Origin of the sequence: Methanobrevibacter sp. UBA212 (assembly GCF_905233225.1) — an archaeon.
GTDB lineage: Archaea > Methanobacteriota > Methanobacteria > Methanobacteriales > Methanobacteriaceae > Methanocatella.
The window spans coordinates 12,291-37,590 of sequence record NZ_CAJODJ010000027.1 but is presented as its reverse complement, the minus strand read 5'-3'; the positions used below and the strand labels follow the sequence as shown (position 1 = coordinate 37,590).

The 25,300-nt window shown below is 36.6% G+C and carries 32 protein-coding genes, 1 tRNA gene and 1 pseudogene; 32 read left to right on the top strand and 2 right to left on the bottom strand.

The window, feature by feature from the left end:
• From QZ138_RS08095 to QZ138_RS08025, 15 genes and pseudogenes are all read left to right on the top strand, one after another.
• A pseudogene (locus QZ138_RS08095) lies at positions 1–106 on the top strand (50S ribosomal protein L19e); the annotation flags it as partial.
• A gap of 2 nt (positions 107–108) precedes the next feature.
• Positions 109–690, top strand: a complete 582-nt coding sequence (locus QZ138_RS08090; protein WP_292888434.1) for a 50S ribosomal protein L18 — start codon at positions 109–111, stop codon at positions 688–690.
• A gap of 2 nt (positions 691–692) precedes the next feature.
• On the top strand, positions 693–1,334 hold the full coding sequence (gene rpsE / locus QZ138_RS08085) for a 30S ribosomal protein S5 (RefSeq protein WP_292888431.1): 642 nt from the start codon (positions 693–695) through the stop codon (positions 1,332–1,334).
• An 11-nt stretch (positions 1,335–1,345) separates the two neighbouring features.
• Positions 1,346–1,804, top strand: a complete 459-nt coding sequence (locus QZ138_RS08080; protein ID WP_292602870.1) for a 50S ribosomal protein L30 — start codon at positions 1,346–1,348, stop codon at positions 1,802–1,804.
• Between the two features lie 15 nt (positions 1,805–1,819).
• A complete protein-coding gene (locus tag QZ138_RS08075) occupies positions 1,820–2,257 on the top strand; it encodes an uL15m family ribosomal protein (RefSeq protein ID WP_292602867.1) in 438 nt (145 codons plus the stop codon).
• Between the two features lie 26 nt (positions 2,258–2,283).
• Positions 2,284–3,645 (top strand): preprotein translocase subunit SecY, encoded by a 1,362-nt coding sequence (gene secY, locus QZ138_RS08070; protein WP_292888427.1) that lies wholly within the window; start codon positions 2,284–2,286, stop codon positions 3,643–3,645.
• A 41-nt stretch (positions 3,646–3,686) separates the two neighbouring features.
• The gene (locus tag QZ138_RS08065) at positions 3,687–4,247 is read left to right on the top strand and encodes an adenylate kinase (protein WP_292602861.1); all 561 of its coding nucleotides are present in this window, start codon (positions 3,687–3,689) and stop codon (positions 4,245–4,247) included.
• 12 nt (positions 4,248–4,259) lie between these two features.
• Positions 4,260–4,838: a DUF106 domain-containing protein gene (locus tag QZ138_RS08060; RefSeq protein ID WP_292888424.1), complete on the top strand. Its 579-nt coding sequence runs from the start codon at positions 4,260–4,262 to the stop codon at positions 4,836–4,838.
• A gap of 110 nt (positions 4,839–4,948) precedes the next feature.
• A complete protein-coding gene (locus tag QZ138_RS08055) occupies positions 4,949–5,215 on the top strand; it encodes a 50S ribosomal protein L34e (protein ID WP_292888421.1) in 267 nt (88 codons plus the stop codon).
• Entirely contained in the window at positions 5,215–5,736 is a 522-nt protein-coding gene (gene cmk, locus QZ138_RS08050) for a (d)CMP kinase (protein WP_292888418.1), read from the top strand. The genes QZ138_RS08055 and cmk overlap by 1 nt, the downstream gene beginning before the upstream one ends.
• The gene (locus QZ138_RS08045) at positions 5,737–5,943 is read left to right on the top strand and encodes a 50S ribosomal protein L14e (RefSeq protein WP_292888415.1); all 207 of its coding nucleotides are present in this window, start codon (positions 5,737–5,739) and stop codon (positions 5,941–5,943) included.
• Positions 5,944–6,011: 68 nt separating this feature from the next.
• Positions 6,012–6,977, top strand: a complete 966-nt coding sequence (locus QZ138_RS08040) for an RNA-guided pseudouridylation complex pseudouridine synthase subunit Cbf5 (protein ID WP_292602849.1) — start codon at positions 6,012–6,014, stop codon at positions 6,975–6,977.
• A 227-nt stretch (positions 6,978–7,204) separates the two neighbouring features.
• Positions 7,205–9,307 (top strand): Ig-like domain-containing protein, encoded by a 2,103-nt coding sequence (locus tag QZ138_RS08035; RefSeq protein ID WP_292888412.1) that lies wholly within the window; start codon positions 7,205–7,207, stop codon positions 9,305–9,307.
• A gap of 23 nt (positions 9,308–9,330) precedes the next feature.
• Positions 9,331–10,164: an Ig-like domain-containing protein gene (locus QZ138_RS08030; RefSeq protein WP_292888409.1), complete on the top strand. Its 834-nt coding sequence runs from the start codon at positions 9,331–9,333 to the stop codon at positions 10,162–10,164.
• A 109-nt stretch (positions 10,165–10,273) separates the two neighbouring features.
• Positions 10,274–12,586: a transglutaminase domain-containing protein gene (locus tag QZ138_RS08025; protein ID WP_292888407.1), complete on the top strand. Its 2,313-nt coding sequence runs from the start codon at positions 10,274–10,276 to the stop codon at positions 12,584–12,586.
• 23 nt (positions 12,587–12,609) lie between these two features.
• On the opposite strand, the gene QZ138_RS08020 is transcribed toward QZ138_RS08025, so the two are convergent.
• On the bottom strand, positions 12,610–14,382 hold the full coding sequence (locus tag QZ138_RS08020; RefSeq protein ID WP_292888405.1) for a DUF2207 domain-containing protein: 1,773 nt from the start codon (positions 14,380–14,382) through the stop codon (positions 12,610–12,612).
• Between the two features lie 11 nt (positions 14,383–14,393).
• Entirely contained in the window at positions 14,394–14,951 is a 558-nt protein-coding gene (locus QZ138_RS08015) for a LemA family protein (protein ID WP_292888403.1), read from the bottom strand.
• Between the two features lie 202 nt (positions 14,952–15,153).
• On the opposite strand from QZ138_RS08015, the gene QZ138_RS08010 reads away from it, so the two are divergent.
• The 17 genes from QZ138_RS08010 (at position 15,154) to fni (ending at position 25,298) form a co-directional block, all read left to right on the top strand.
• Positions 15,154–15,238: transfer RNA gene (locus QZ138_RS08010), tRNA-Ser, on the top strand.
• A gap of 186 nt (positions 15,239–15,424) precedes the next feature.
• The gene (locus QZ138_RS08005; RefSeq protein WP_292888400.1) at positions 15,425–15,874 is read left to right on the top strand and encodes a 30S ribosomal protein S13; all 450 of its coding nucleotides are present in this window, start codon (positions 15,425–15,427) and stop codon (positions 15,872–15,874) included.
• 59 nt (positions 15,875–15,933) lie between these two features.
• Positions 15,934–16,473 (top strand): 30S ribosomal protein S4, encoded by a 540-nt coding sequence (locus tag QZ138_RS08000; protein WP_292604230.1) that lies wholly within the window; start codon positions 15,934–15,936, stop codon positions 16,471–16,473.
• Between the two features lie 11 nt (positions 16,474–16,484).
• Positions 16,485–16,877, top strand: coding sequence for a 30S ribosomal protein S11 (locus QZ138_RS07995; protein ID WP_069574667.1), 393 nt, complete (start codon positions 16,485–16,487; stop codon positions 16,875–16,877).
• 15 nt (positions 16,878–16,892) lie between these two features.
• Positions 16,893–17,723 (top strand): DNA-directed RNA polymerase subunit D, encoded by an 831-nt coding sequence (locus tag QZ138_RS07990; protein WP_292604231.1) that lies wholly within the window; start codon positions 16,893–16,895, stop codon positions 17,721–17,723.
• Positions 17,723–18,088 (top strand): 50S ribosomal protein L18e, encoded by a 366-nt coding sequence (locus QZ138_RS07985; protein ID WP_292888397.1) that lies wholly within the window; start codon positions 17,723–17,725, stop codon positions 18,086–18,088. The genes QZ138_RS07990 and QZ138_RS07985 overlap by 1 nt, the downstream gene beginning before the upstream one ends.
• 15 nt (positions 18,089–18,103) lie before the next feature.
• Complete coding sequence (locus tag QZ138_RS07980; protein WP_292888437.1) at positions 18,104–18,526, top strand: 50S ribosomal protein L13; 423 nt, start codon at positions 18,104–18,106, stop codon at positions 18,524–18,526.
• A gap of 16 nt (positions 18,527–18,542) precedes the next feature.
• On the top strand, positions 18,543–18,944 hold the full coding sequence (locus QZ138_RS07975) for a 30S ribosomal protein S9 (protein ID WP_292888394.1): 402 nt from the start codon (positions 18,543–18,545) through the stop codon (positions 18,942–18,944).
• Between the two features lie 44 nt (positions 18,945–18,988).
• The gene (locus QZ138_RS07970; protein ID WP_042694539.1) at positions 18,989–19,159 is read left to right on the top strand and encodes a DNA-directed RNA polymerase subunit N; all 171 of its coding nucleotides are present in this window, start codon (positions 18,989–18,991) and stop codon (positions 19,157–19,159) included.
• 51 nt (positions 19,160–19,210) lie between these two features.
• Positions 19,211–19,408: a DNA-directed RNA polymerase subunit K gene (locus QZ138_RS07965; protein ID WP_292888391.1), complete on the top strand. Its 198-nt coding sequence runs from the start codon at positions 19,211–19,213 to the stop codon at positions 19,406–19,408.
• A 129-nt stretch (positions 19,409–19,537) separates the two neighbouring features.
• On the top strand, positions 19,538–20,788 hold the full coding sequence (gene eno, locus QZ138_RS07960) for a phosphopyruvate hydratase (protein ID WP_292888388.1): 1,251 nt from the start codon (positions 19,538–19,540) through the stop codon (positions 20,786–20,788).
• 12 nt (positions 20,789–20,800) lie between these two features.
• The gene (locus QZ138_RS07955; RefSeq protein ID WP_292888386.1) at positions 20,801–20,995 is read left to right on the top strand and encodes a 4Fe-4S binding protein; all 195 of its coding nucleotides are present in this window, start codon (positions 20,801–20,803) and stop codon (positions 20,993–20,995) included.
• 15 nt (positions 20,996–21,010) lie between these two features.
• Positions 21,011–21,613, top strand: coding sequence for a 30S ribosomal protein S2 (gene rpsB, locus QZ138_RS07950; protein ID WP_292888383.1), 603 nt, complete (start codon positions 21,011–21,013; stop codon positions 21,611–21,613).
• Between the two features lie 9 nt (positions 21,614–21,622).
• On the top strand, positions 21,623–22,471 hold the full coding sequence (locus QZ138_RS07945) for an MEMO1 family protein (RefSeq protein WP_292888380.1): 849 nt from the start codon (positions 21,623–21,625) through the stop codon (positions 22,469–22,471).
• A 9-nt stretch (positions 22,472–22,480) separates the two neighbouring features.
• Complete coding sequence (gene mvk, locus QZ138_RS07940) at positions 22,481–23,443, top strand: mevalonate kinase (RefSeq protein ID WP_292888377.1); 963 nt, start codon at positions 22,481–22,483, stop codon at positions 23,441–23,443.
• Positions 23,444–23,447: 4 nt separating this feature from the next.
• Positions 23,448–24,248, top strand: coding sequence for an isopentenyl phosphate kinase (locus QZ138_RS07935; protein ID WP_292888374.1), 801 nt, complete (start codon positions 23,448–23,450; stop codon positions 24,246–24,248).
• Between the two features lie 3 nt (positions 24,249–24,251).
• Positions 24,252–25,298, top strand: coding sequence for a type 2 isopentenyl-diphosphate Delta-isomerase (fni, locus tag QZ138_RS07930; protein WP_292888372.1), 1,047 nt, complete (start codon positions 24,252–24,254; stop codon positions 25,296–25,298).
• Positions 25,299–25,300: the final 2 nt, after the last annotated feature.

Sequence of the window (25,300 nt, the reverse complement as noted above, 5' to 3'; positions counted from 1 at the left end):
TACCTATCGTAAATTATACAAAATGGCTAAGGGTGGCGCATTTAGAAGTAAATCTTACATGAGAAACTACGCCCGTGACCATGATTTAATTAAAGGAGATGAATAAACATGGCACAAGGAACCAATTATAAAGTAGCATTCAGAAGAAGAAGAGAAGGTAAAACTGATTATGCAGCTAGAATGAAATTGGTCGATTATGACAAATCTCGTTTAGTTGTAAGAGTTTCAAACTCTCACGCTACTGTTCAAGTTATTAATTACGCTCCTGAAGGAGATATCACTGTTGCATCTGCTGTAAGTAAACAATTATCTCAATTTGGTTATTTAGGACACACTGGAAACCTTTCAGCATTCTACTTAACAGCATACTTATGTGCTAAAAGAGCTTTAGCTGCAGGTGTAGAAAGTGCAATTTTAGACATCGGTTTAAAATCACCAATCAAAGGTTCTAAAATATTTGCAGCTTTAAAAGGTGCTCTTGACGCAGGTTTAGACCTTCCTCACGGAGACTTCATTTTCCCTGAAGATGAACGTATCAGAGGAGAACACATTGCAAATTATGCTGAATCTTTAGACGCTGAAGAAGTTGCTAAAAAATTCTCAAAGTATTTTGAAAGAGGTCTTAATCCTAAAGATTTACCAGAAAACTTTGATGAAACCGTTAAAAATATCGATGAGGCAGAGGTATAACTATGAGTTTTAATATGGATGAATGGGAACCTAAAACTAAAATGGGTAGACAAGTTAAAGAAGGTACCATTACTGATATCGATGAAATCTTTGAAAAAGGTCTTCCAATTATGGAATTAGAAATAGTTGATGCCTTAATTCCAGATTTAGAAGAAGAAGTAATGGATGTAAACTTAGTTCAAAGGATGCATAAATCTGGTAGAAAAGTTAATTTCAGAGTAATTGTTGCTGTAGGTAACAAAGATGGTTATGTTGGATTAGGCCAAGGTAAAGCTAAAGAGGTCGGTCCTGCTATTAGAAAGGCTGTAGACAATGCAAAATACAACATCATTAAAGTAAGAAGAGGTTGTGGAGATTGGGGTTGTGTTTGTGGAAGAGAACACACAGTTCCATTTAAAGTAACCGGTAAAACCAGTAGTGTAAGTGTTACCTTAATGCCAGCTCCTGCAGGTGTAGGATTAGTAGTTGGTGACGTTGGTAAAACTATCTTAAAACTAGCCGGTATTCACGATGTATGGTCTCAAACTTTCGGACAAACTCAAACCACTGTTAACTTTGCTAATGCTGTATTTGGTGCTTTAAAAGAATTAAGTAATGTTAAAGCAAGCGAAGATGATCTCAAGAAAATGGGAGTTGACTACTAATTGGTGATAGTATGTTTTTAGTTATTAGAGTTAGAGGAACTACCGGTGTCATCAAAAATATTGCAGACACCTTAGACATGTTAAGACTTAACAGAATCAGCCATGCAGTGTTAGTTGAAGAAAATCCTAGTTACGAAGGTATGCTTCAAAAAGCTAAGGATTACATCACATGGGGAGAAATCGATGCTGAAACTGTAGCAGCAATGATTGCTAAAAGAGGAAGACTCCCTGGTAATGTAAAAGTTACTGATGAGTATGTTGCTGAAAATTCTGATTATAACAATATTGAAGAGTTAGCTAAAGCTTTAGTTGATGGTAAAGTTAAATTAGCTGATGTAGGTATTAAACCTGTATTCCGTTTACACCCTCCAAGAAAAGGTTACGAAGATATCCGTTTATCTGTTCAAGAAGGTGGATCTTTAGGTTACAGGGGAGAAGAAATTAAAGATCTTGCAAAAAGAATGCTTTAAACTCAGGTGTATATTATGATTAGAACAAAACGTAAAATCAATAAACAAAGAGGTTCCAGATCCAACGGTGGAGGCTGTACCAAAAAACGTAGAGGTGCAGGTAACAAGGGTGGAAAAGGAAAAGCAGGTGCAGGTAAACAACACTGGACCTGGACTGTAATCCACGACCCTGACCACTTCGGAAAACATGGTTTCAAAAGACCTCAAAAAATGATTAAAAAAATCAGCGCTGTTAACTTAAAATATTTAGAAGAACAGGCTGATAAATTAATAGCACAAGGCAAAGCCTCCAAAGATGGCGATGCTATTGTCATAGATGTAACTGAATTAGGTTATGATAAGGTTTTAGCAAAAGGTAAAATTACCAAAGCTTACAAAATTTCAGCACCTCAATTCTCAGCATCTGCAATTGAAAAAATTGAAGAATTAGGAGGAGAAGCTATAATATTATAGCTTTATTCCTTTAATCAGGGGATAAAATGTCATCATTAGAAGTTTTAGAGCCAATATTTAAATTTATTCCAGAGGTTAAATCTCCGGTTCACAGGGAAGATTTTAACGAAAAACTTAAATGGACTGCTCTTATCTTGGTGTTATACTATTTCTTAACTCAAATTCCATTATATGGTGTATCTCCAGGTTCTTACGACAGTTTTGCTGCATTAAGAGCAGTTATGGCTGGAAGTTTTGGTTCTATTCTTACATTAGGAATAGGTCCAATTGTTACTGCTTCTATTGTTTTACAATTATTAGTTGGTTCAAATCTTTTAGATTTGGATCTTTCATCCCATAAAGATAAATCTCATTTCCAAGCTACTCAAAAAGTATTATCCATTGTGTTTACAGTTTTTGAAGCAAGTGTTTTGGTGCTTACTGGAAACATAGTTCCTATTGATGGTTCCTATACTGGATTATTAATTTTACAACTTGTTTTAGGTGCGTTGGTTATTATTTACCTTGATGAAGTTGTATCCAAATGGGGATTCGGAAGTGGTATCGGTTTATTCATTGCTGCTGGTGTATGTCAACAAATCATGGTGGGTACATTCAGTATCCTGCCCGGTCAAGACGGTTTACTTGCAGGTATCATTCCAAAATTCATCCAACAAGCTACTGTAGGAATGCCTGACTTTTATGCTTTAATCCCACTGCTTGCAACTATCATTGTATTTGCAGTTGTTCTTTACGGTGAAGCTATGAGAGTAGAGATTCCTATATCTCACGGTAGTGTAAGAGGTCACGGAAGAATCAGAGGATCTGTTGGTAAATACCCATTAAAATTCGTTTACTCAAGTAACATGCCTGTAATTTTAACAAGTGCATTACTTGTAAACGTCACTTTATTCGCTAATGTTTTCCAAAAGATTGGTTTCCCAATTCTTGGACACTTGGATAAGGGTAAAGCGATTGATGGAATTGCCTGGTTATTGTCAACACCTAAGTTGCATATGTTCATAACTGAACCAATACATGTGTTGGTATACGCGATATTCTTTATTGCATGTTGTATACTGTTCTCATATCTGTGGGTTGAAATTAGTGGTTTAAACGCTAAAAAGATTTCTGAACAACTTTATAATTCTGGTATTCAGATTCCAGGTTTCAGAAGTAGTAAACGTCAATTGTATAAGATTTTGAAAAAGTATATTCCTGCTCTTACCATTATAAGTGGTATTTATGTAGGTTTAATTGCTTTCCTTGCAGATTTAACCGGTGCTTTAGGTGGAGGTACTGGTGTATTGCTTACTGTAGGTATTCTTCATAAGCTATACGAAGAAATGGCTGAAGAACAGCTCATGTCAGCAAATCCTATTCTTAGGAAAGTTTTAGGAGGAGATTAAATCTTCTCTTATTTTTTCTCTTTTAAATGTGGGGGATTAAAGTGAAATTAGTAGTATTAACAGGAATTCCAGGTTCTGGAAGTACAACTTTATTGAATAAAGCTTTAGAAGAAGTTGATTATCTTCATTTAAATTATGGAGATATAATGACAGAGATTGCAATTAAAAATGAACTTGTATCTCATAGGGATGAGTTAAGGAAATTGCCTGCTGAAACTCAAAAAGATATTCAAGCTAAAGCAGCGGCTGAAATCAAAGCAAGGTCTGAAAGTGACAATGTTATTGTTGACACTCACTGTACTATCAATACTCCTGCCGGTTTTTTACCGGGCTTACCAATATGGGTGTTAGAGCAATTACAACCTGACCAATTTATTTTGGTTGAAGCAAATCCTGATGAAATTATTTATAGAAGATTAAATGATGATACTCGTGAAAGGGACCTTCAAAAAGTTAAAGAAATAGATCTGCATCAACAAATGAACAGGGCTACTTCAATGGCTTATGCTACTTTAACAGGAGCTACTGTAAGAATTGTTGAAAATCATGACAATCATTTAGATTCTAATATTAAAAAATTGATAGATATTTTAAATTTATAGAGGTGTTCTATTATGCCTGATCCATGGGGGATTATTTTAGGAGCATTAAATTCAGTTTTTAATCCAATTTTAGCAATGGACCCAAATCCAGCAAATCCTGCTTTAACTGTATTAATTATTGCGTTTATTGTTTCACTAATTACAACTATTGCAAACAAATATCTAGTTGACCAAGATGAAATGAATGAAATCCAAGCAAGAAATAAAAGTCTAACAAAAGAGTTGAGAGAGGCTCAGAAAAAAGGGGACGGAAAGAAAGTTGCTGAACTTCAAGCCAGACAGTCTGAAATGATGCAAGACCAAAGTAAAATGATGACTAACTCATTCAAACCGATGATCGTTACTTTTGTTCCGATTATTTTGATATTCTTCTGGATGAGATCTTCTGCCATTAGCGGATTAGTTATTCACTTGCCTCCTTCTGTTTATTGGGTTACTTTAACTCCACTATGGCATTTCATTGGAAGTATCATTTATGGTGGACAGGCTACCATCCCTTATGGTATTGGATGGTTGTTATGGTATATGATTTGTACATTCGGTATGAGTCAAATACTAAGAAAATTCTTAGGATTTAAACAAGGGTTCTAATTTAACCCTTTTACCATACATTTATTAATGATGAAAAGAATATATTATATTATTCTATTTTGAATACGCTATTACACAATTATTTATTTAAAAATTATTAAGGTGATTAAATGCCTGCAAATAGGTTTAGATCAAGATCATATAAAAGAATTCACAAAAACACCCCTGGTGGGGCTAATGTTTTAAGATATAAAAAGAAAAAACCATCTAAGCATGTTTGTGCTGAATGTGGTAAAGTGTTACATGGAGTTCCACGTGGACGTCCATATGAAATCGCAAAATTATCAAAAACAGCTAAAAGACCTAACCGTCCATTCGGTGGTTACTTATGTTCAAGCTGTGCTCGTAAACATTTCAAAAACGAGGCTAGAAAATAATGATAATTACTGTCGGCGGATTGGCTGGAACTGGAACAACTACCACTGCTGAGGGTCTCTCAGAAAAGTTAGATATTCCATATATCTCTGCAGGATTTGTCTTTAGAGAAATGGCTGCAGAAAGGGGAATGAGTGTTCTTGAATTCAGTGAGTTTGCTGAAGGTAATGATGATATAGATAAAGAAATTGATAAAAGGCAAGCTGAAAAGGCTAAAGAAGCAGAAAATCTCATTGTTGAAGGGAGGCTGTCAGCATATTTTGTTGATAATGCTGACTTGAGAGTTTGGTTGGTAACACCTTTTGATGTTCGATCAAAAAGAATTTCCGAAAGAGAAGAAAAATCTGTTGATGTAGCCAAAGAGGAGATTATAACTCGTGAAAAAAGCGAAGCCTTGAGATACATGGAAATCCATAACATTGACATTTCAAATATGGATATCTATGACATAATTATAAATACTGGTACTTTCAATCCTGAAAAAGTATCAGAAATCATTATTCAAACATTAAAGGTGATATAAATGGCATCAATTGAAGTAAAAATCGCCGGTAGAGAAGCTGGCGAAAAATGTGCAATCGTTGAAATTATCGATGAAAACTTTGTAGAAGTTGTTGGTGAAGCAGTTAAAAACAGAAGATGTAACATTGCTCACTTAGAACCAACCGAAGATTCCATCGACGTTTCCGGCGGTATTGACTCTATTAAAGCAGCTTTAGCTGACTTATAAATTCAAAGTGAATAATTGACAAAATTATTCATAACTTTTTTTATTTACTATTTTTTAAGGTTTTTTTCATGAAATTCAACATGGTGACAAAGTCTAAAAGTTTCACATCATCTGAATTCGGCTGCAAGCCCGAAGACAGGGAGATTAATGATTACATTTCTAAAGGGGTAATCAATTTAGACAAGCCATCAGGTCCGACATCTCATGAAATTGACTCATGGATTAAACGTATTTTGAACTTGGAAAAATCAGGCCACGGCGGAACATTGGATCCTAAGGTTACAGGAATTTTGCCTGTCGGATTGAATGATGCAACCCGTGCCATTCAACTTTTACTGACCGCTCCAAAGGAGTATGTCTGTCTTTTGACATTCCATCAGGATGTTGATGAGGAAAGGATTCGTGAAGTCTTTGCCGAATTCACAGGTAAGATTTTCCAGCTTCCTCCGGTCAAATCAGCTGTAAAGCGTGAAATGAGAACACGTAACATTTACTATTCCACAATCTATGAGATTGAAGGGCGAGATGTTCTCTTTAGAATCGGATGTGAAGCGGGGACATATGTAAGGACATACTGCCATAACATTGGAGAGGCATTGGGTGTTGGGGCTCACATGGCTGAGCTTAGAAGAACACAGGTAGGTTCATTCAATGAGAAAAATAAATTGGTGACCCTGCAGGATGTTACAGATGCATATCACTTCTGGAAAGAAGATGGTGACGAGTCATTCCTGCGTGATGCTATAATGCCGATGGAGAGAGCCGCTGATTATCTTCCAAAAATCATCATTAAGGATTCTGCTGTTGATGCGGTTTGCCATGGTGCTGATCTGGCTAATGGAGGAATTGTGGAATTGGCGGACAATATTCAAAAGAATGATATTGTGGCAATCGAAACACTCAAAGGTGAGTTGGTTGGTGCAGGTAATTCTTTATTGACTTCCAATGAGATTTTGGAAGCCGATGGTGGTTTTGCAGTTAATGTTTCTAAAGTTTTAATGAAACCCGATACTTATCCAAGATTTTGGAAGTAAATTCTTAAATTTTGGGTGGTTCCACATATAAGTTTAAAGAATATTGCTTTTTTTTGATCCATGCAAGGATGTGCCAATCTTTTGGTTTTGGAAACTTTTTTTTAAATGTTGGGTTGGATATGCAATTGCCCATACTGAATTCAGAAACATGTTTTTTCCATTGTTGGAAAGCATTAAATAATTAATTAAATATAATATATAACCGTAAAAAAAGGGAGCAGAATTAAATGAGATTCAAAAAATACTTTCTAGTCATATGTCTGATTATTTGTTTGTTCACTATAGCGAGCGCATGTGCTAGTGAAGTGAATGATACAGAAATATCTGCAATAGATTCAGATGATAACTTAGAGATTAATGAAGATAATCAAGTAATGGATAATGATGAGGGAGGCTTGTCTGACAATGCATCAGCAAAAGATGACAATGGAGGAATTCCCGCACAGCAAAGAGATGAAAATTCGGATTCTGGCAGATTGGGAATAACTGACGGCGATTTGATTGGTGATGAGTTAAATGCCAAAGTCGTTGCATTGAATGTAACTGTCGCTGATAAACCCATGTTCGTTGTTGATTGTGCCGATAAATTTAATGGAAATGTTGCAATCAGAATCGGTGAAAATAAATCAATATACGATGGCGGTGCGAAGGCACTGATTGAGGCTGACAGATTGCCTGCAGGAAATTATGTTGCCACTGCATTATTTTACGGCGATTCTAATTATGAGAATTTAACACAAAATAATATTATGTTCACTGTTTCAAGGCTAACCCCCACTATTGATGTGAATATTGAAGATGTGACCTATCCGAATACCGCCTATGCAAATGTTCATGTTGGAAATTATGCCAACGGTACTGTTAATGTCACTGTTAACAACAGGATATTCAGAGGGGTCATGTCTAATGGTGAGGCTAATGTTGCCCTGTATGGCTTGCCTGGAGGTCGTATGAATGCCCATATCCAGTTCTTCAGCAGTGATGATTATAATGATAATGTAAGTTCGGATGATGAATTTGTTGTTTTCCCTAATAATTCGCTTATAACTATCCGTTGTAATGAAAAAAGTTATGTTGGTGAGGATATCGAAATTTACATTGATACTATAAACTCTACTGGTGATTTAAATATTTATATTAATGGTGTGAGTTATGGGTATCCGGTGTCATCTAATCCTCAAAAAAATTATCAGGTCTGCATTAGCGATAAATCTGAGGGCACTTATCAACTTGATTTCCGTTTGGATGGTGATCAAAACTACACCGGATATGAAACAAGCAAAACAATCGATGTAATTAAAAGAGATTTGTCAATTAACCTCGAAGATATTGGTGAATCAATTTATGTCGACAAACCAGTAACCCTCAAAGCAAAATTGAGCAATACAGTTAAAGGTAATGTGATATTTACCATTAACGGCGCAAACTACACGGAATATGTTGATAACGCTGATGTTGTCACTCATGAATATACTCCCGTCAATAATGATATTTTAACGGTTGTTGCCACATTCGAAGGCAATGATATGTATAATGCTAACGTATCAGATTCAAGGGATTTCATTGTTAATAGAATCGTCACCACTGTTGATGTGGAATTCCCACAATCGATTATTGCTGGAAACGATGTGGCGATTTCTGTTTCCATGAATCCTGGAATTACTGGTGTTGTTACTCTGTTTGTTGACACTAAGTCTTATAATGTTGCAGTTTTTGAGGGCAGCGTAAATTATTACGTTACTAATTTAGCTGATGGCGTCTATGATGTTCATGCAGAGTTTGCAGGGGATGACAGATATGCCAACAGCACTTCCGATGTTAAACAGTTGTTTGTCAATAAGGTGTCTACCAATCTAACCATTAGCATAGATAAGGTCTCAATGAATTATATTGAGGAGGCTGTTGTTAGTATTGTTTTAAACCAGTCAATAAATGCTGTTGTCACTGTTAAAGTTAATGGAAATAACCATACTGTGGGTCTTGTTAACGGTAAGGGCAGTTTCACTTTATATGATTTGGATAAAGGCAATTACATCATTAATGCAGTATTTGCAGGTGATGATAGCTACGTTGGATGCACTTCCAATACTTTAAGTTTAACAGTCAATGGTGATAATATCTCTTCCTGGGTATCTATTAGTTTGAATAAGCCTTCTGTGTTTGCTGGTGATGAGGTCACTATTACAGTCAATTCAAATCCGACAGTTACTGGAATCATTAAGTTGAATATTGGCTCCAATTCATATGATGTTGCTGTTAAGAGGGGTGTTGGTAAATTTACTGTACTTATGATGTTTGGGCAGTATTTGAGGGTGATAATTATCATTTAGGTAATTCTTCTGATGTTAAACAGTTGGAGGTTAAGAGAATCCCTACTGAGTTGTCCATTAGTGTTGATAAGCCTTCCGTATTTGTTGGGGACAGTGTTGTTGTAGGCGTTGTTTTAGACCAATCCATCAATACTGTTGCAACAGTTAATGTTAATGGCAAGGAATACATTATAGGCATTGTCAACGGTAAAGGTAATTTGACTTTAGACGATTTGGCTTTTGGTACATATAATATTAATGCAACTTTTGCCGGTGAGGACAAATATGTTGGAAGCGTTTCCAATAATACAATTTTAGAGGTTAATAAGATTGAAACACAGTTGAGTGGGGATGCGATTACTGTTGTGTATAATGCTGATAAATATTTGGTTATTTCATTAAAAGACAGCAAAGGCAATGCAATTGGCAATGTTGATGTCACCGTTAATCTTAATGGCGCTAAAACATTGAAAACTGATGGTAATGGTCAGGTTAAGGTATCAACCTATCATTTAGCTCCTAATTCATACAATGCCAAAATAATTTTCAAGGGAAATGCAATGTATGAGGGATCATCAAAAGATGTCAAGGTCGCCGTTAATAAGGCAACTCCGAAAATAACCGCTAAAGCAAAAACATTCAAGAGATCAGTAAAAACCAAAAAGTACACCGTATCTTTGAATGTCAATCAAAAGGTTAAGGTTGCCATTAAAGTCAACAAGAAAACATATTATGCCTACACAAATACTAAAGGTGTTGCAACATTTAAAATCACCAAGTTGACCAAAAAAGGCAAATACACCGCAACAGTTAGCTCTATAACCAATAAATGCTACAACAAGGCAAAATCTGTAAGTGTTAAAATTACTGTTAAGTAGATTCTTAAATCTACTTGCAATTTTTCTTTTTTAATCCATGGGGAATATATAGTAATATATACCATCACAAACAAAATTAAATATAATATTTTTGATGGGGGTATTATTTTTGAATAAAAAAATATTTTTTGCTTTATTGGTATTGCTTTTTGCTTTTTCCGTTAGTGCAATTCAAGCAAGCGACATCAATTCAACTGCAATAAATTCTACTAATGTTAATCATATTCAGTTTGATGATTCACCCCATGTAAATGATGCATGCTATAATGCAAACTCTTTAGGCGACAATGATAAAAATCAAACGGAACTGCTTTCACAGTCAGATAATGTTTATTATAAGGGTTCTTATGAGGTAAGCTTAAAAGATGTGGATTCTGGTTTAATTTTGGCAAATAAATCAATTAGTTTTGTTATAAATAAAGTAAAGTATGATGCTGCAACCGGTAATGATGGCATTGCAAGGGTTAGTTTGAATCTGATGCCCGGCAAGTATTCGGTTTTTGCGTCATTCGGAGGGAATGATGATTATTATATGTGCAACTCAACTTCCACATTCAATGTATTGCCCACCATCAAAGCGAATGACATCTCAAAATATTATAAGTCATCCACTCCATTCACTGCACAGTTTTTTGACACTTATGGAAAACCTTTGGCAAATACTCTGGTTACCATAACAGTCAACGGCAATCCATATAATGTCAGAACAAACGCTAACGGCTTTGCAAGTTTGGCATTGAACTTCAATCCGGGTTCATATAGGATAGTTTCAACCAATCCTCTTATGGGATATTCGCTAACCACTAATTTTGTAATTTTATCCACAATAAGCTCATCGGATGTCAAGCAGGTTCAGGGCCAGAACAAGAAGTTCACTGCAAAGTTTTTAAGAAGTGACGGAAAGCCGCTGGCAAAAGCCTATGTGAAATATAAATTTAAGGGCAAAACCCACAAGGTCAAGACAAATGCCAAGGGAATGATAAGCATTTCCTTAAAAAAGCTTAAGAAGGGAACCTACAAGATAGTCTGTTATAATAAGGATGGCCTGTCAAAAACCAATACGATTAAAATCTATAAGAAAAAGGCCTCAACCAGATTGTCCTCCAACTCTTATACATTCTATCCTAAGGATAAGAGCAGGATAATTACAGTCAGACTGTCAACAGCATTGGGTGACAGTTCAAATGCTGGAAAAATAATTAAAATCAAGATCAACGGAAAGACTTACAGCAGAAAAACGGATGCCAATGGCATTGCATCAATGGATTTGTCCTCATTTAAGAAGGGAATTTTCTCCGTCCAATTCAGATATGATGGAAACAAATTCTTCAAGGCATCCAAATTAACAAGGTCAGTTACAATATTCGACACAACCAAGACTTCCGTCACTGTTAAAAGCACAACCCATTTCGGTTATGGTGCAGGCACTTTATTAAAAGTTTGTTATAATGCAGGAGGCGTTCCGTTAGCTGGAAAAACTGTAAAGTTAACTCTTGACGGCAAGACATACACCAAAACCACTGACAAGAATGGAATGGTATCGGTACCAATCAATTTAAACATTGGCGACTATGTGGTTAGCTATAAAACGGATGCCGATTCGATATTCGACGGAACTTCAGGCTCTTTCAATATAGATGTTTTCAAGCGAAGCCCCTCCAAGGTAATCTGGAAATGCGGAAAGTCATATAAGGACAGTTCCCAGACGTTCAAAGTGCTGGTTACTAATATGAATGGGCAGCATGTATCCGGAGGGCACATTGAGCTGACCATTGATGGGGAAACATATTCCTCAACCGTTTCATCAGGAGGCTATGCAAAGTTCAAGACTCATGTTGCTATTGGAAACTATAAGGTTTCAGTCAAATTCAAGGGCAACAATAATCATCTTGAAAGCTCCGCTTCCAAATCGGTTAAGGTCAAGCTTTCCAAATTCCGCAACGGAATCAACGAAAAGCACGCAAAGGGTTCAAAGGCATACAAAAAATCATCCAGCCACTGTAAGGTTGGAACCAAAAAGCTTAAAAAATTGGTCAAAAAATTGACTAAAGGGCTGACCAGTAAAGTCGACAAGGCAAGAGCCATTTTCAATTATGTAAGGGATACCCTGGATTACAGCTATTATTATGATACCAAATACGGTTCAACAGGCACATTAAATCGCAAGAGCGGAAATTGTGTAGACCATTCTCATCTGTTGGTTGCACTGTACAGGACTGCGGGCTTCAATGCGAGATATGTTCATGGAATATGCCGCTTCAGTGACGGTGACGTTACAGGACACGTTTGGGTTCAGGTTAAAATCGGAAAAAATTGGGTCGGTGCAGATGCAATTTCATATAGGAACTCCCTGGGAAAAATAAAAAACTGGAATAACAAGCACTACACTCTTCATAACAAATATGCAAGTTTGCCGTTCTAAAAAAAGAAAAAGAAATGGAAAAGCTAGAAAGCTCCTCCACCTCCACCACCTGATCCTCCTCCGAAGCCGCCGAAGCCTCCGGAGTCTGATGAGGTGTGGGTAGTTGTGTAACTTGTATCATATGCATGGTACATTATGCCGTATCCTCCGTAATAGTGATACCAGAATATGCCGTCATCATAATCCGCGATATTTGGCACTTGCAGTTTCATGGATTTATAGACCTTGTCTGCTACTCCAAGAGCCGCACCATAAATCAGGTACTTCTTCCAAATGACTATTGATTCCGGAGGGTGTTCTTGAATTAAACTGTTGTCTTTTAAGAACTTCTTCAAGTTGTTCCATTTGAGATAGTAGGTCCTGCCGTTTTCAGTCCATCTTCCAAAGATGTCTTCGTCAAGACGAAGCAGAGCTATTGAAAATATTATCAGGAATATTCCTGCCCCAAGTGCATAAATTCCATTGTGCAGACGGGTTATAAATCCAAGAATGGCTATTATTGCTCCAAAGACAAGGCCCATAATGCTGATTGCGCTCATGATTGTGGAACCGGTATCGTTGAAGTATTGTGACTTGTCAAAGCTGTTTTCAACTTCCTCTTTCCATATGTTGATCTGTTCCATGAACCACTTTGCCTCGTATTCTGAGGACAATCGTCCGTTCAATTTTGTCAGATTCAATGCATTGTCATAGGCAAAATGCTCCAATGTTTCAAATACGATCTTTTCGCTTGAACTCAACTCATTTTTCTTGTCATGGTTGAATGTTAAAATCAGCTCATTGGTTTCAATGTCTGCATTGGTTTGGGTAAATAATTTGAATACCTTTCTGTCAATCAGATTCATTATTGAAGCTTCAAATCCTTTTATATCTGGTGTTCCAAGGTCCTTTTTATTTTCAACCAATGCATTGACCATTTCCGGAGGGTCATCTGTTGGCAGGTCCCTTTCATAGATTCCGTCATAGGCCACTTTAGGTTCCCTTCCGTATTTCAGATATGTTAATATTGCGCCGATTGGACTTAATAATGACAATAATCCCAGAACAAGATATGTGGTGTTCCAGAAGTTCCTGCTGCCGATGCTGTCATCCAGGTTTTTCTTTATTAGTTCTCGACCGTCCTGATTTACATGCTTTGCATTGGTTGCATTGTGGAAATCCCCTATTGGCATCATAACAAGCAGTTCATAGAATTCCCCTTTTGGAATGGATTTGGTTTCAGCGGTTATTGTGTCTTTCTTTAAGTCGCTTGTGATGTTGTATTCCTGAGGATTTAGGAAGTATTCGTTATCCTTGTCTCCAGGCAGCTTGACTGTTGCATGAAGTTTGTCAACGCCGACGTCCCATTCGTCTCCCCAGAGCTTGTATTGAAGGCCTCCGACATCATTGAAAAGAGTGACTACATTTTTCATATCGTAAGTGATGTAAACTGACACGTCACAATCTCGGATTCCTTGGGTATGTTCCTTGTTGGAGTATAGATAGATTTTCAGATGTTTCTTTCCGTCCTCATCGCTTTGCGTAAATTTGGCATATGCGCCGTCGACATGCACTTTGATATTTTCTATGCTTTCTCCGGATTTCAGGGGTATGTCCCTGTAAACCCCATTGAATTTTCCGTCAAATGTATAATCATACTGCTCATCCACATGGAGCAGACCATTATTTTCAACTGTTAAGTTTATGAATGCCTGAGTAATTGAATAGCTTCGATCATCATCCGCCGATACGACTGTGATTGCTGAAAATAAAATTAAAACAAGTAAGATTATACAGAATGTTTTTTTAACATTCATATAATCTCCCCTTAGAATTTAACTTCAGGCACTTCTCTTTCACTTTCAGGTGCTTCGAAGAATGCTTCTTCCTTAAATCTGAATAATTTTGCCATCATATTGCTTGGGAACTGCTGACAGGTGTTGTTGTATTTTAGGACAACGTCATTGTAGAATTGCCTTGCGTAAGCTATCTTGTCTTCGGTATCGCTTAACTCAGACTGCAATTGTTGGAAATTGCTGTTGGCTTTTAAGTCAGGATAGTTTTCAGCAACTGCAAACAATGTTTTTAAAGCGCCGGTAAGATGGTTATCTGCGGCGCTTGTTTCTTCAACTGTTGTTGCATTCATGACTCCGGTTCTTGCTTTTGTCACTTCTTCCAAAACACCCTTTTCATGTCCTGCATAGCCTTTTACGGTCTCTACAAGATTAGGTATTAAATCGTTTCTTCTTTTTAGCTGAACGTCAATTTGTGCTAAACTGTTTTTCACACGGTTTCTGAGTCCAACCAGATTGTTGTACATGTGCACTATTGTTACAATGATTATAATCAGACAAATTATAAGTACTACTGTTAGTAACATATCCATTTTATCACCAAATAATATTATAATTATAGATTAAAATATACTTTGCCATTTATTAACTATGAATTTTAAATTATATGTGTGGGACTTATTTTTTTCAAAAATCCTACATTTAAGCAAACCTTTATATAGGGTAATGTAAATATATTATTATATCATATTATTCTAGACAATATGATGTACAAGTATTGCTAACTATTTTAATGCCGAGATAGTCTAGCCTGGTAAGGCGCGAGACTGGAAATCTCGTGGGCGTTCAGCCCTCCTGGGTTCAAATCCCAGTCTCGGCGTTTATTAGTTTTTAACTATATTTTTTTGATATTAATTAATAAAAATACTTGTTAAACTGATATTTATTGCACTCTTAGCGAATACGCTAAGTTTATAACTGTTGAAAAAACTGTGTTTTGAAATTCAAAACATTCGAATCTATATTTTACGTCTCGTAGGTTCGCTCTATAAATGGAGGTTATTTAATGGAAGACGAATTCAAACATTTAGTCCGTATTTCAAGAAAGGACGTTAGTGGTAATAAAACCATTGAACAAGCTTTAACTGAAATCAAAGGTGTTGGAATCTCTTTATCTAAAACTATGTGCCGTGTTTTAGACTTAGATTTAGAAGCTAAAATCGGATACATTGCTGACGAAGATGTTTTAAAAATTGAAGAAATTTTAGAAAACCCTCTCGACTTCGGCATTCCAGCTTGGATGTTAAACAGAAGAGAAGACTATGAAACTGGTGAAAACATTCACTTAATCGAATCAGATCTTGACATGACTTTAAGGGATGATTTGAACAGAATGAAAAAGACCAGAAGCTACAAAGGTAGAAGACATGAAGTTGGTTTACCTGTTAGAGGTCAAAGAACCAAGTCTACTTTCAGAAAAAGTTCTACTGTTGGTGTAAAACGTTCAAGAGGATAGGCAAGAGCTTTTTTTATAAATCAAATTATTAAAATTCAATTTTATAAGGAGATGTTTTAATGGGACAACCTAGAAAATCAAGGAAAAAGTATAATACACCACCACATCCTTGGAATGCGGAAAGAATTAAAAATGAAAATAAATTAATGACTAAATACGGTCTTAAAAACAAAAAAGAAATTTGGAAAGCTGATACTTTAGTCAGAAGATACAGTAGGGAAGCAAGGTACTTACTTGGTTTCGGTGCTGATCAGATGGTTAAGGAAAAATTAGAATTATTAGGACACTTAGCTAGAACCGGTGTTTTGCCAGAAGGTGCAGCTCTCGAAGATATCTTAGATTTAAATGTGGAAGATATCTTAAGAAGAAGATTACAAACTATTGTGTACAAAAAAGGTTTAGCTCGTACTCCTAAAGAAGCAAGAATGTTTGTTGTACATGGTCACATAGCTTTAAATGGTAAAAAAATCAATTCACCAAGTTATGTAGTATTAGACGGTCAAGAAGATGCAATTGGATTTTACCGCTCTTCACCTGTAGCAAAACAAATTGAAGAGTACAACAAAGGTAAAGAAAATAAAGCTAATACAGAAGAATAAAGGGTGTAACTATGGCAAAAGATGAAAAATGGGGTATAGCTAATATTTACTCATCATTCAATAACACTATTATTACTGTAACAGATATTACTGGTGCTGAGACTATTTCTCAATGGTCTGGTGGAAAAGTTGTACGTGCTGACAGACAACAAGCTTCACCATTCGCAGCAATGGCTGCAGCAACTAGAATAGCTGATGATGCTAAAGAAAAAGGATTTGTTGGATTACACATTAAAGTAAGAGCTCCTGGTGGAAATGGACCTAGAAGTCCAGGACCTGGTGCACAAGCAACTATTCGTGCTTTAGCAAGAGCTGGAATTAAAATAGGAAAAATCGAAGATATTACTCCTATTCCTCACGACGGTACTGGAAGACCTGGTGGTAAAAGAGGAAGAAGAGTTTAAGCGGAAGGGTTTAATATGGAGATAGAAGTAAGAAGTCAAAGCGATGATGAAATGGTTTTCATCGTTCGCGATGCAGAAGTACCTTTTATAAATGCTATTAGAAGGGTTGCAATGGTCAACGTTCCAAAAATAGCTATCGAAGATGTAAATATTATCAGAAATGATTCTGCAATGTTTAATGAGGTACTTGCTCACAGACTTGGTTTAACTCCTTTAGTTTCCGATTTAGATGCTCTTGAAGGATTGTCATTACCAGAAGATGATGATTGGGGTGAGTATACTAACGGAATAATGTTTCATTTAAATGAGGTGGGACCTAAAGTTGTTTATTCTAAGGATTTAATATCTTCAGACTCAAAAATTAAACCAGTATACGACACTATACCTTTAGTAAAACTCAAAGATGGAGAAGAACTCAACATTGAAGCAGTAGCTAAAGTGGGCTATGGAAAAGAACATGCAAAATGGATGCCAACAACCGTATGCGCATACAAGCAATATCCTGAAATAACTTTCAATGATGATGTTGAAATCGACTACGATTGTGCTCAAGCATGTCCTAGAGGTATCTTGAAATCAGATAGAAGATCTAAAAAAATCAAAATTGTTGAAGAACATGAAAACAGTCCTTTAATAGGTGTGGAAAACTGTGCCATGTGTAAAAGCTGTGTAAGGGCTTCTGACAATGGTTACATTAATGTGGGATTCAAACCAAATGATTTTATATTTAGAATTGAAACTGATGGAGCTATGCCTCCTAAAGAAGTTTTATTAAAAGCATGTGACGTATTAGGTGAAAAAGCAGATAAGTTTATCAGATTTAGTGAAGAAGGAGGAAGTAAATAATGGTTAAGAAAGTAATAAAAACAAATCCTAACCTTATTGAACTTATTAATAAACTTTATGAACAATCAAGAAGTGAAGATGCAGCTATTTGGAGAGATGTTGCACAAAGACTTGAAAGGTCTAATAGAAGAACCGCTGAAGTAAATTTGTCTGATATTGCAAGACATGCTGAAGCTGGTGAAACTGTTTTAGTACCAGGTAAAGTTTTATCAAATGGTGATTTAGAAAACAAAGTAGATGTTGTAGCATTAAAATTCTCAGCTAAAGCACAGGAAAAAATCGAAAGTGCTGGTGGAGAATGCATCTCAATTGACGAAATTATGGAAAGTAATCCTAAAGGATCAAACATAAGGATTATGGAATAGGGGATGTGTGTTATGATAATTATTGATGGTAATGGATGCGTTTTAGGAAGATTAGCTAGTGTAACTAGTAAAAATCTTTTAGAAGGCGAAGAAGTAGTAATTCTCAATGCTGAAAAAATTATGTTAACCGGTAACAAGGAATGGGCTTATGCTAAATACAAGCAAAGAGTTGACAGGGCAAGTATTTCCAACCCTCGTGACTTAGGTCCAAAATATCCTAGAAGGCCGGATGATATATTCAGAAGAACTGTAAGAGGAATGTTACCTTTCAAAAAATCCAAAGGTAAAACAGCATACAAAGGTTTAAAAGCTTTCGTTGGCGTACCTGCTGAATATGCTGACGCTGAACTCACAGCAGTTCCTGAAGCAGAATACAAAAATCTTAAAAAAGGTATCGAATTAGGAGAAATCTCCAAACTTTTAGGAGCTACCTTTTAGATAAGTAGGTGTTATTATGGTTAAAGTTATTCATACTAGTGGAAAACGTAAAACAGCTATCGCAAGAGGTACTGTTCGTGAAGGAACCGGTAAAGTTAGAATTAACAAAGTTCCTTTAGAACTCTATTCTCCTGAGCTTGCTAACTTGAAATTACAAGAACCATTAACCTTAGCTGGAGACTTAGCTAACGAAGTGGATATCAATATCCATGTTATTGGTGGTGGAGTAATGGGTCAAGCTGAAGCTGCACGTATGGTAATTGCTAAAGGACTCGTACAATGGTCTCAAGATATGGATTTAAAAGAAAGATTCATTCACTACGACAGAACCATGTTAGTAGGTGACCCAAGACGTTCCGAACCTAAAAAATACGGTGGTCCTGGAGCAAGAGCACGTAAACAAAAAAGTTACAGATAAATTCTGTACCTTTATATTTTATTTAAATTTAAAAGATGATATAAATGATTCCTATAAGATGCTTAAGTTGTGGAAAACCTGTATCAGCTTACTTTGATGAATATAACAAAAGAGTAGCAGCTGGTGAAAAATCTAAAGATGTTTTAGATGATTTAGGTTTAACTAGATACTGTTGTAGAAGAATGTTGATTTCCCATGTTGAAACCTGGGAATAAACTATTGTAGGGATATTTTTTAAAATATAATCTTGGTAAAATGCCTAAAAAATGGAAGTAATATTCATGGATGTTGAAAAAAAATTAACAAGGTTTGAAAGAGCTAGAATTCTTGGAGCTAGAGCGATTCAAATATCTATGGGTGCAAAGCCTCTTGTAGATATTCCCGATTCCTTAGATCCAATTGACATAGCTTACGAAGAACTCAAAGCTGGAGTTTTACCATTAGATGTTATTAGAGATGAATAGATTCTATCTATTTTTCTCCAATTATTTAAAAAAAATAGTAAATACCAATTGAAACCTGTAAAGAAACTTACTAATTTTTTCAGAATATGGGTTGATTGGTAATAAATTGAATGACACTGAGGTGTTTTTTTGAATAGTATAATAGAAGACGTCCAAGTCCGAAAGATTCTGGACAGCAGAGGCAATCCGACTATTGAGGTAGATGTGATTACCTGGAGTGGTTTTGGAAGGGCAGCTGCACCAAGTGGAGCAAGTACAGGTTCAAGAGAAGTGGTATCATTCCCCGAAGGAGGGGTTGACATTGTAGTAAGTGAAATGGAAGACTTGATTGCTTCTGAACTTATTGGAATGGATGCATGTGATGTCGCTACTATTGACGAAGTATTGAAAGAGATTGACGGCACTGATAATTTGGCCGCTATTGGAGGCAACACTACCGTTGCTATTTCCATGGCTGTAGCTAAGGCTGCCGCATCATCATATAACATGCCGCTTTACCAGTACATTGGAGGTAATTTCACAAATGAATTGCCGTATCCATTAGGCAATATGATGAACGGTGGTGCTCATGCAGGCATTAATGCTCCTGATATTCAAGAATTCCTGGTCGTTCCTATCGGAGCCACCAATATGGTTGACGGAATTTTTGCAAATGCTTCTATTCACAAAAAATTAAAAGAACTGATCCAATCTAAAGACTCCAATTTCACTTGTGGAAAAGGAGATGAAGGCGGATGGGTACCTAACATCACTAACGCAGATGCTTTGGAAATTCAAGCTCAGGCATGTGAGGAAGTCGGTGATGAGATCGGTATTGAAATCAGGCCCGCTTTGGATATGGCAGCATCCGAGATGTGGGATGCAAATGAGCAGAAATATGTTTATGCTCATGATGGTATCAAAAGGGATACCGGAGATCAAATCGATTTCGTAAAGGAAATCATTGATACTTACAAAATGTTTTATGTAGAAGACCCATTTGACGAATCCGACTTTGAAGGATTTGCTCAATTAACTTCCAAGGTTGGAGACAAATGTCTCATTTGCGGAGATGATTTGTTCACAACCAATAAAGAGCTTTTAGCTAAAGGCATTGAAATGAATGCGGCTAATGCAATCATTATCAAGCCAAATCAGATCGGTTCATTATCCGAAACCCATGCCACTGTTAAATTGGCAAAGGAAAACGGTATTGTGCCAGTCGTTTCACACCGTTCCGGCGAAACCACTGATGACACTATTGCTCATCTTGCTGTCGGTTTCAATTCACCAATGATTAAGACCGGAGCCATCGGTGGGGAAAGGATAGCTAAACTGAATGAGCTTATCCGTATAGAAGAAAAACTTCCAAATTCAAGAATGGGCAAATTTAAAAATTAGAGGAGAGAGATTATGTCAAAAGTAATTCTTGATTACGATAAATGTGATGGTGCAGACTGCGCTGAATGCGCTGACGTTTGCCCAATGGAAATATTGGTCCTTGAAGGAGATAAAATTACAATAAACAATCCTGAAGATTGCAGTTATTGTGAAGTATGTATGGACGTTTGTCCTAACGAATGTATTAAAATTGAAGATGACTTTTAAATTGTAGGTGAAAAAATGGTAAATGAAGAACTTTTAATAGACTTAGATAATTATTTAGCAGCTGGTTTACACATCGGTACCCAGCAAAAAACTAGTGACATGGAAAAATACATATTCAGAGTAAGATCTGACGGTTTATACGTATTGGATATTCAAAAAACTGATGAAAGAATCAGACAAATCGCAAAATTATTAGCAAAATACGACCCTGAAGACATTTTAGTAGTAGCTACCCGTCAATACGGTCAGGCTCCTGTTAAAAAATTCGGTGAATTAACCGGCGCTAAAACCATTCCTGGCAGATTCATCCCAGGTACCTTAACAAACCCAAATTATGCTAAATTCATTGAACCAAAAATCATTGTTGTAACTGACCCAAGGTCAGACGCACAAGCGATTTTAGAATCCAAACAAAACGGTATTCCAGTTGTTGCATTATGTGATACTGAAAACTTACTCAGTTTTGTTGATATTGCCGTACCTGTAAACAACAAAGGTAGAAAAGCTATCGCTTTAGTTTACTGGTTACTTGCAAGACAAATCTTAAGAGAAAGAGGAGACATCCCAGAAGACGGTGACCTTGATATTGATTCAACTGAATTCGAACTTAAATTTTAAGTGAGTTAGATGTTAAGACAACCTGCTGTAGCCGGAGCGTTTTATCCAAATGATCCGGATAGATTGAAAGAACTTATTGAAAGTTGCTTTTTGGATGATTCAGGTGTTGGTTACATTCCGAATCTCGAATCATTCGACGGTAAAGAGTACCCTATCAATGTTATGGTTCCTCATGCAGGTTATCAATATTCTGGTCCGATAGCCTCTCACGGCTATTGTGAAATCGTTAAGAATGGTTTTCCTGAAGTTTTTATTATTATAAGTCCTAACCATACTGGATTTGGTAGTGAAATATCTGTATTCAACGAGGGCGAATGGATTACGCCTTTGGGAAATGTGTGTGTTGATAATGAGTTTGCAGACAGCATCATTGAGTTTTCAGACATTGCCTCTGCGGATTTCACAGCCCATATTCGTGAACACAGCATTGAAGTTCAGCTGCCATTCCTACAATATTTCTCATCCGATTTCAAGATAGTTCCAATCACAATGGGAAAGCAGGATTTTGTCACTTCAGCTGATTTGTCTAAGGCAATCCTTGAAGCTGCAAATAAATTGAACAGATCCTATTGTGTTATTGCAAGTACGGACTTGTCTCATTTCAACAATCAAGAGAAAGCAAACAAGGTTGACGGATTCGTCCTTGAGGATATTGAGGAAATGAATGAATTCAAACTTTTTGAGGAAGTTGTCCAGTATAACATTACTATGTGTGGTTATGCTCCGGTAATGGTCACAATGTCTATTTCCAAAAGCTGTGATAAGAATACCAGTCAGATATTGGCTTATGGAACTAGCGGTGATGTCACTGGGGATTTCACATCGGTTGTTGGTTATGCTTCAGGTATTTTTAAATAAGGTGTATCTATGATAGCTAAAGCCTCTGCTCCGGCAAAAACAATATTATTTGGTGAGCATTCTGTAGTTTATGGCGAACCTGCTATAGCGGGAGCAGTCAATAAAAGAGCTTATGTCACTATTAAACCGTCTGAAGATGATGTTACAATTTTCAGAGCTCCTGACATTGGTTTTGAAGCTGAATTACTTACACGATATAAAAAATATGTTTTGCTTAAGGGAAAACCAGGTATTATCAGATATATTTTAGAGTCTCTTTATCGAGTACACGACCATACTCCAATCGACATTACCCTGAATTCCAATGTCCCTATTGGTTCAGGTCTTGGATCATCCGCAGCAGTAACAGTAGCCACCCTTGCTGCATTATACAGATATCATAATATTCGTTTTAACAAACAGTCCCTTGCCCATGATGCTCACATGGTTGAGCAGGCAGTTCAGGGAGTTGCAAGTCCGTTGGACACGTTAGTTTCTACTTATGGAGGGCTTGTCTATTTGTCAAGAAACAAAAAGGTTGAACACTTTAACGTTAATTTTAATGTTCCGTTTGTTGTAGGTTATACCACCAAGCACGGAAACACCGGAAAAATGGTTAAGGATGTCAAAAACCGTAAGGACAGAAATCCGAAAATTATCAATCCGGTCATTACTTCAATGGGTAACCTTACCAATTATGCAAAACAGGCTATTTTAAAAAGAGATTTCGCTAAAATTGGCGAATTGATGAACATTAATCATGGATTTTTAGATACTTTAGGTGTAAACACTTTGGAATTGTCTCGTATGGTATATAATGCAAGGGAAGCCGGAGCCATCGGAGCTAAAACAACTGGTGCCGGTGGAGGGGGCAGCATCATTGCTCTTTGCCCGGGCAAAGTGGAGGAAGTGGCTAAAGCTATTGACCGTGATGATAACATTTTAAAGATTAGATTTACTCGAAAGGGAGTTTCTTCAAGGGTTTATAAGTGATTCCATGATTATTTTAAAGATTGGTGGCAGCATTTTAACAAACAAGGACTCCAAGGAAAGTGAAGTCGATGCATTGAGCCTTAAAAGAATTGCATCTGAAATCAAGGCTTCTATGGATGTGTCATCCAAGCAGCTTGTCATCGTTCATGGTGCAGGTTCTTTTGGACATCCTCCGGCAAAGAAACATAGAATTGGAGAGGAATTCGACAAGTCACTCTATCCTCAAAAGAGATTGGGTTTTTGTGAAATTCAAAATGAAGTCAAAAAATTGAACATGTTTATCTGCGAAGCATTCATTGCAGAGGGTCTGCCCGTTATTGCAGTTCCTGCATCAGCTTTCGTAACTGCCACAAACAAGAGGATAACTGACGGAAATCTAGATGTGTTTAAAAATTATCTCAAAAAAGGTTTCATTCCTGTAATATACGGGGATGTGGTATTGGATAATGAATTGGAATTTTGCGTTATTTCAGGAGACCAGCTAATCCAGTACTTGGCCAAAAACCTCACTCCAGATCAGGTCATTTTAGGAACCGATGTTGATGGGGTTTACAATAAGAATCCTAAAACACATGATGATGCGGTATTTTTTGACAAGTTCACATCACTTGAAGATTTGGATACCCTGGAGGGAACAACCAATGTTGATGTAACCGGTGGTATGGTTGGAAAAATTAAGGAACTTTTATATTTAGCAGATTTAGGAATTGAATCTAAAATAATAAATGCTGAAGTCGAAGACAATATTTTCAAGGTATTGGAAAATAAGCCAGTTAAAGGAACAATAATTTCAAGGGGAAATTAACACATGATTTCAGATAGAAAATTGGAGCATTTATTAATTTGTGAAAATTATGATGTTGAGTTTAAGGACAAAACTACAGGATTTGAAGATATAGAACTGATCCATAATGTTTTGCCGGAAATCGATAAGAATGAAATTGATTTGTCAACTTCCGTTTTCGGCAAGAAATTAGACTCACCTTTATTTATTACAGCTATTACAGGAGGCCATCCTGCAGCAAAAGAAGTTAACAGGCAATTGGCAATTGCCGCTGAAAACAATGGTATTGCTTTAGGTGTCGGCTCTCAAAGGGCAGCTTGCGAACACCCTGAACTTGAAGACACTTACAGTGTTGTCCGTGAAAATGCGCCTGACTGTTTGCTTGTTGGAAATATTGGAGCTCCTCAACTTAATTTGGCTCAAAAAGCGGTTGAAATATTGGATGCAGATATCCTGGCAATCCATTTAAACCCTCTTCAGGAATCAATACAGCCTGAAGGCGATTTGGATGCAAGGGGATATACTGATTTGATTGAAAAGATTACCGACACAGTCGATATTCCTGTTCTTGCGAAGGAAACAGGTTGTGGAATTTCCGCCGAATCAGCTAAAACATTAGTTGAAGCGGGTGTGGATTTCATTGACATTGAAGGTGCTGGAGGAACTAGTTGGGCAGCTGTTGAAACATACAGGGCAGATGACAGATATCTTGGAGAGATATTCTGGGACTGGGGAATCCCTACTGCAATTTCCACAGTGGAAGTTACAAATGCAGTTGATGTTCCGGTTATTTCATCAGGAGGTATACGCACAGGTCTTGAAGCTGCAAAGGCTATTGCTCTTGGAGCTGATGCTGTTGGTATGGCATTGCCATTTTTAAAGAATTCTGCTTCTCAGGAAGCTTTAAACACATTTATTAATAGATTTAATGACTCACTAAGAATTGCTATGTTTTTAGTTGGAGCAAATAATATTGAAGAATTGAAACAATCTAATTTGGTCATTCGTGGAAAAACAAGGGAATGGCTAAATGAAAGAGGTATTAACACAAAGATTTATTCAAGGAGATGAAA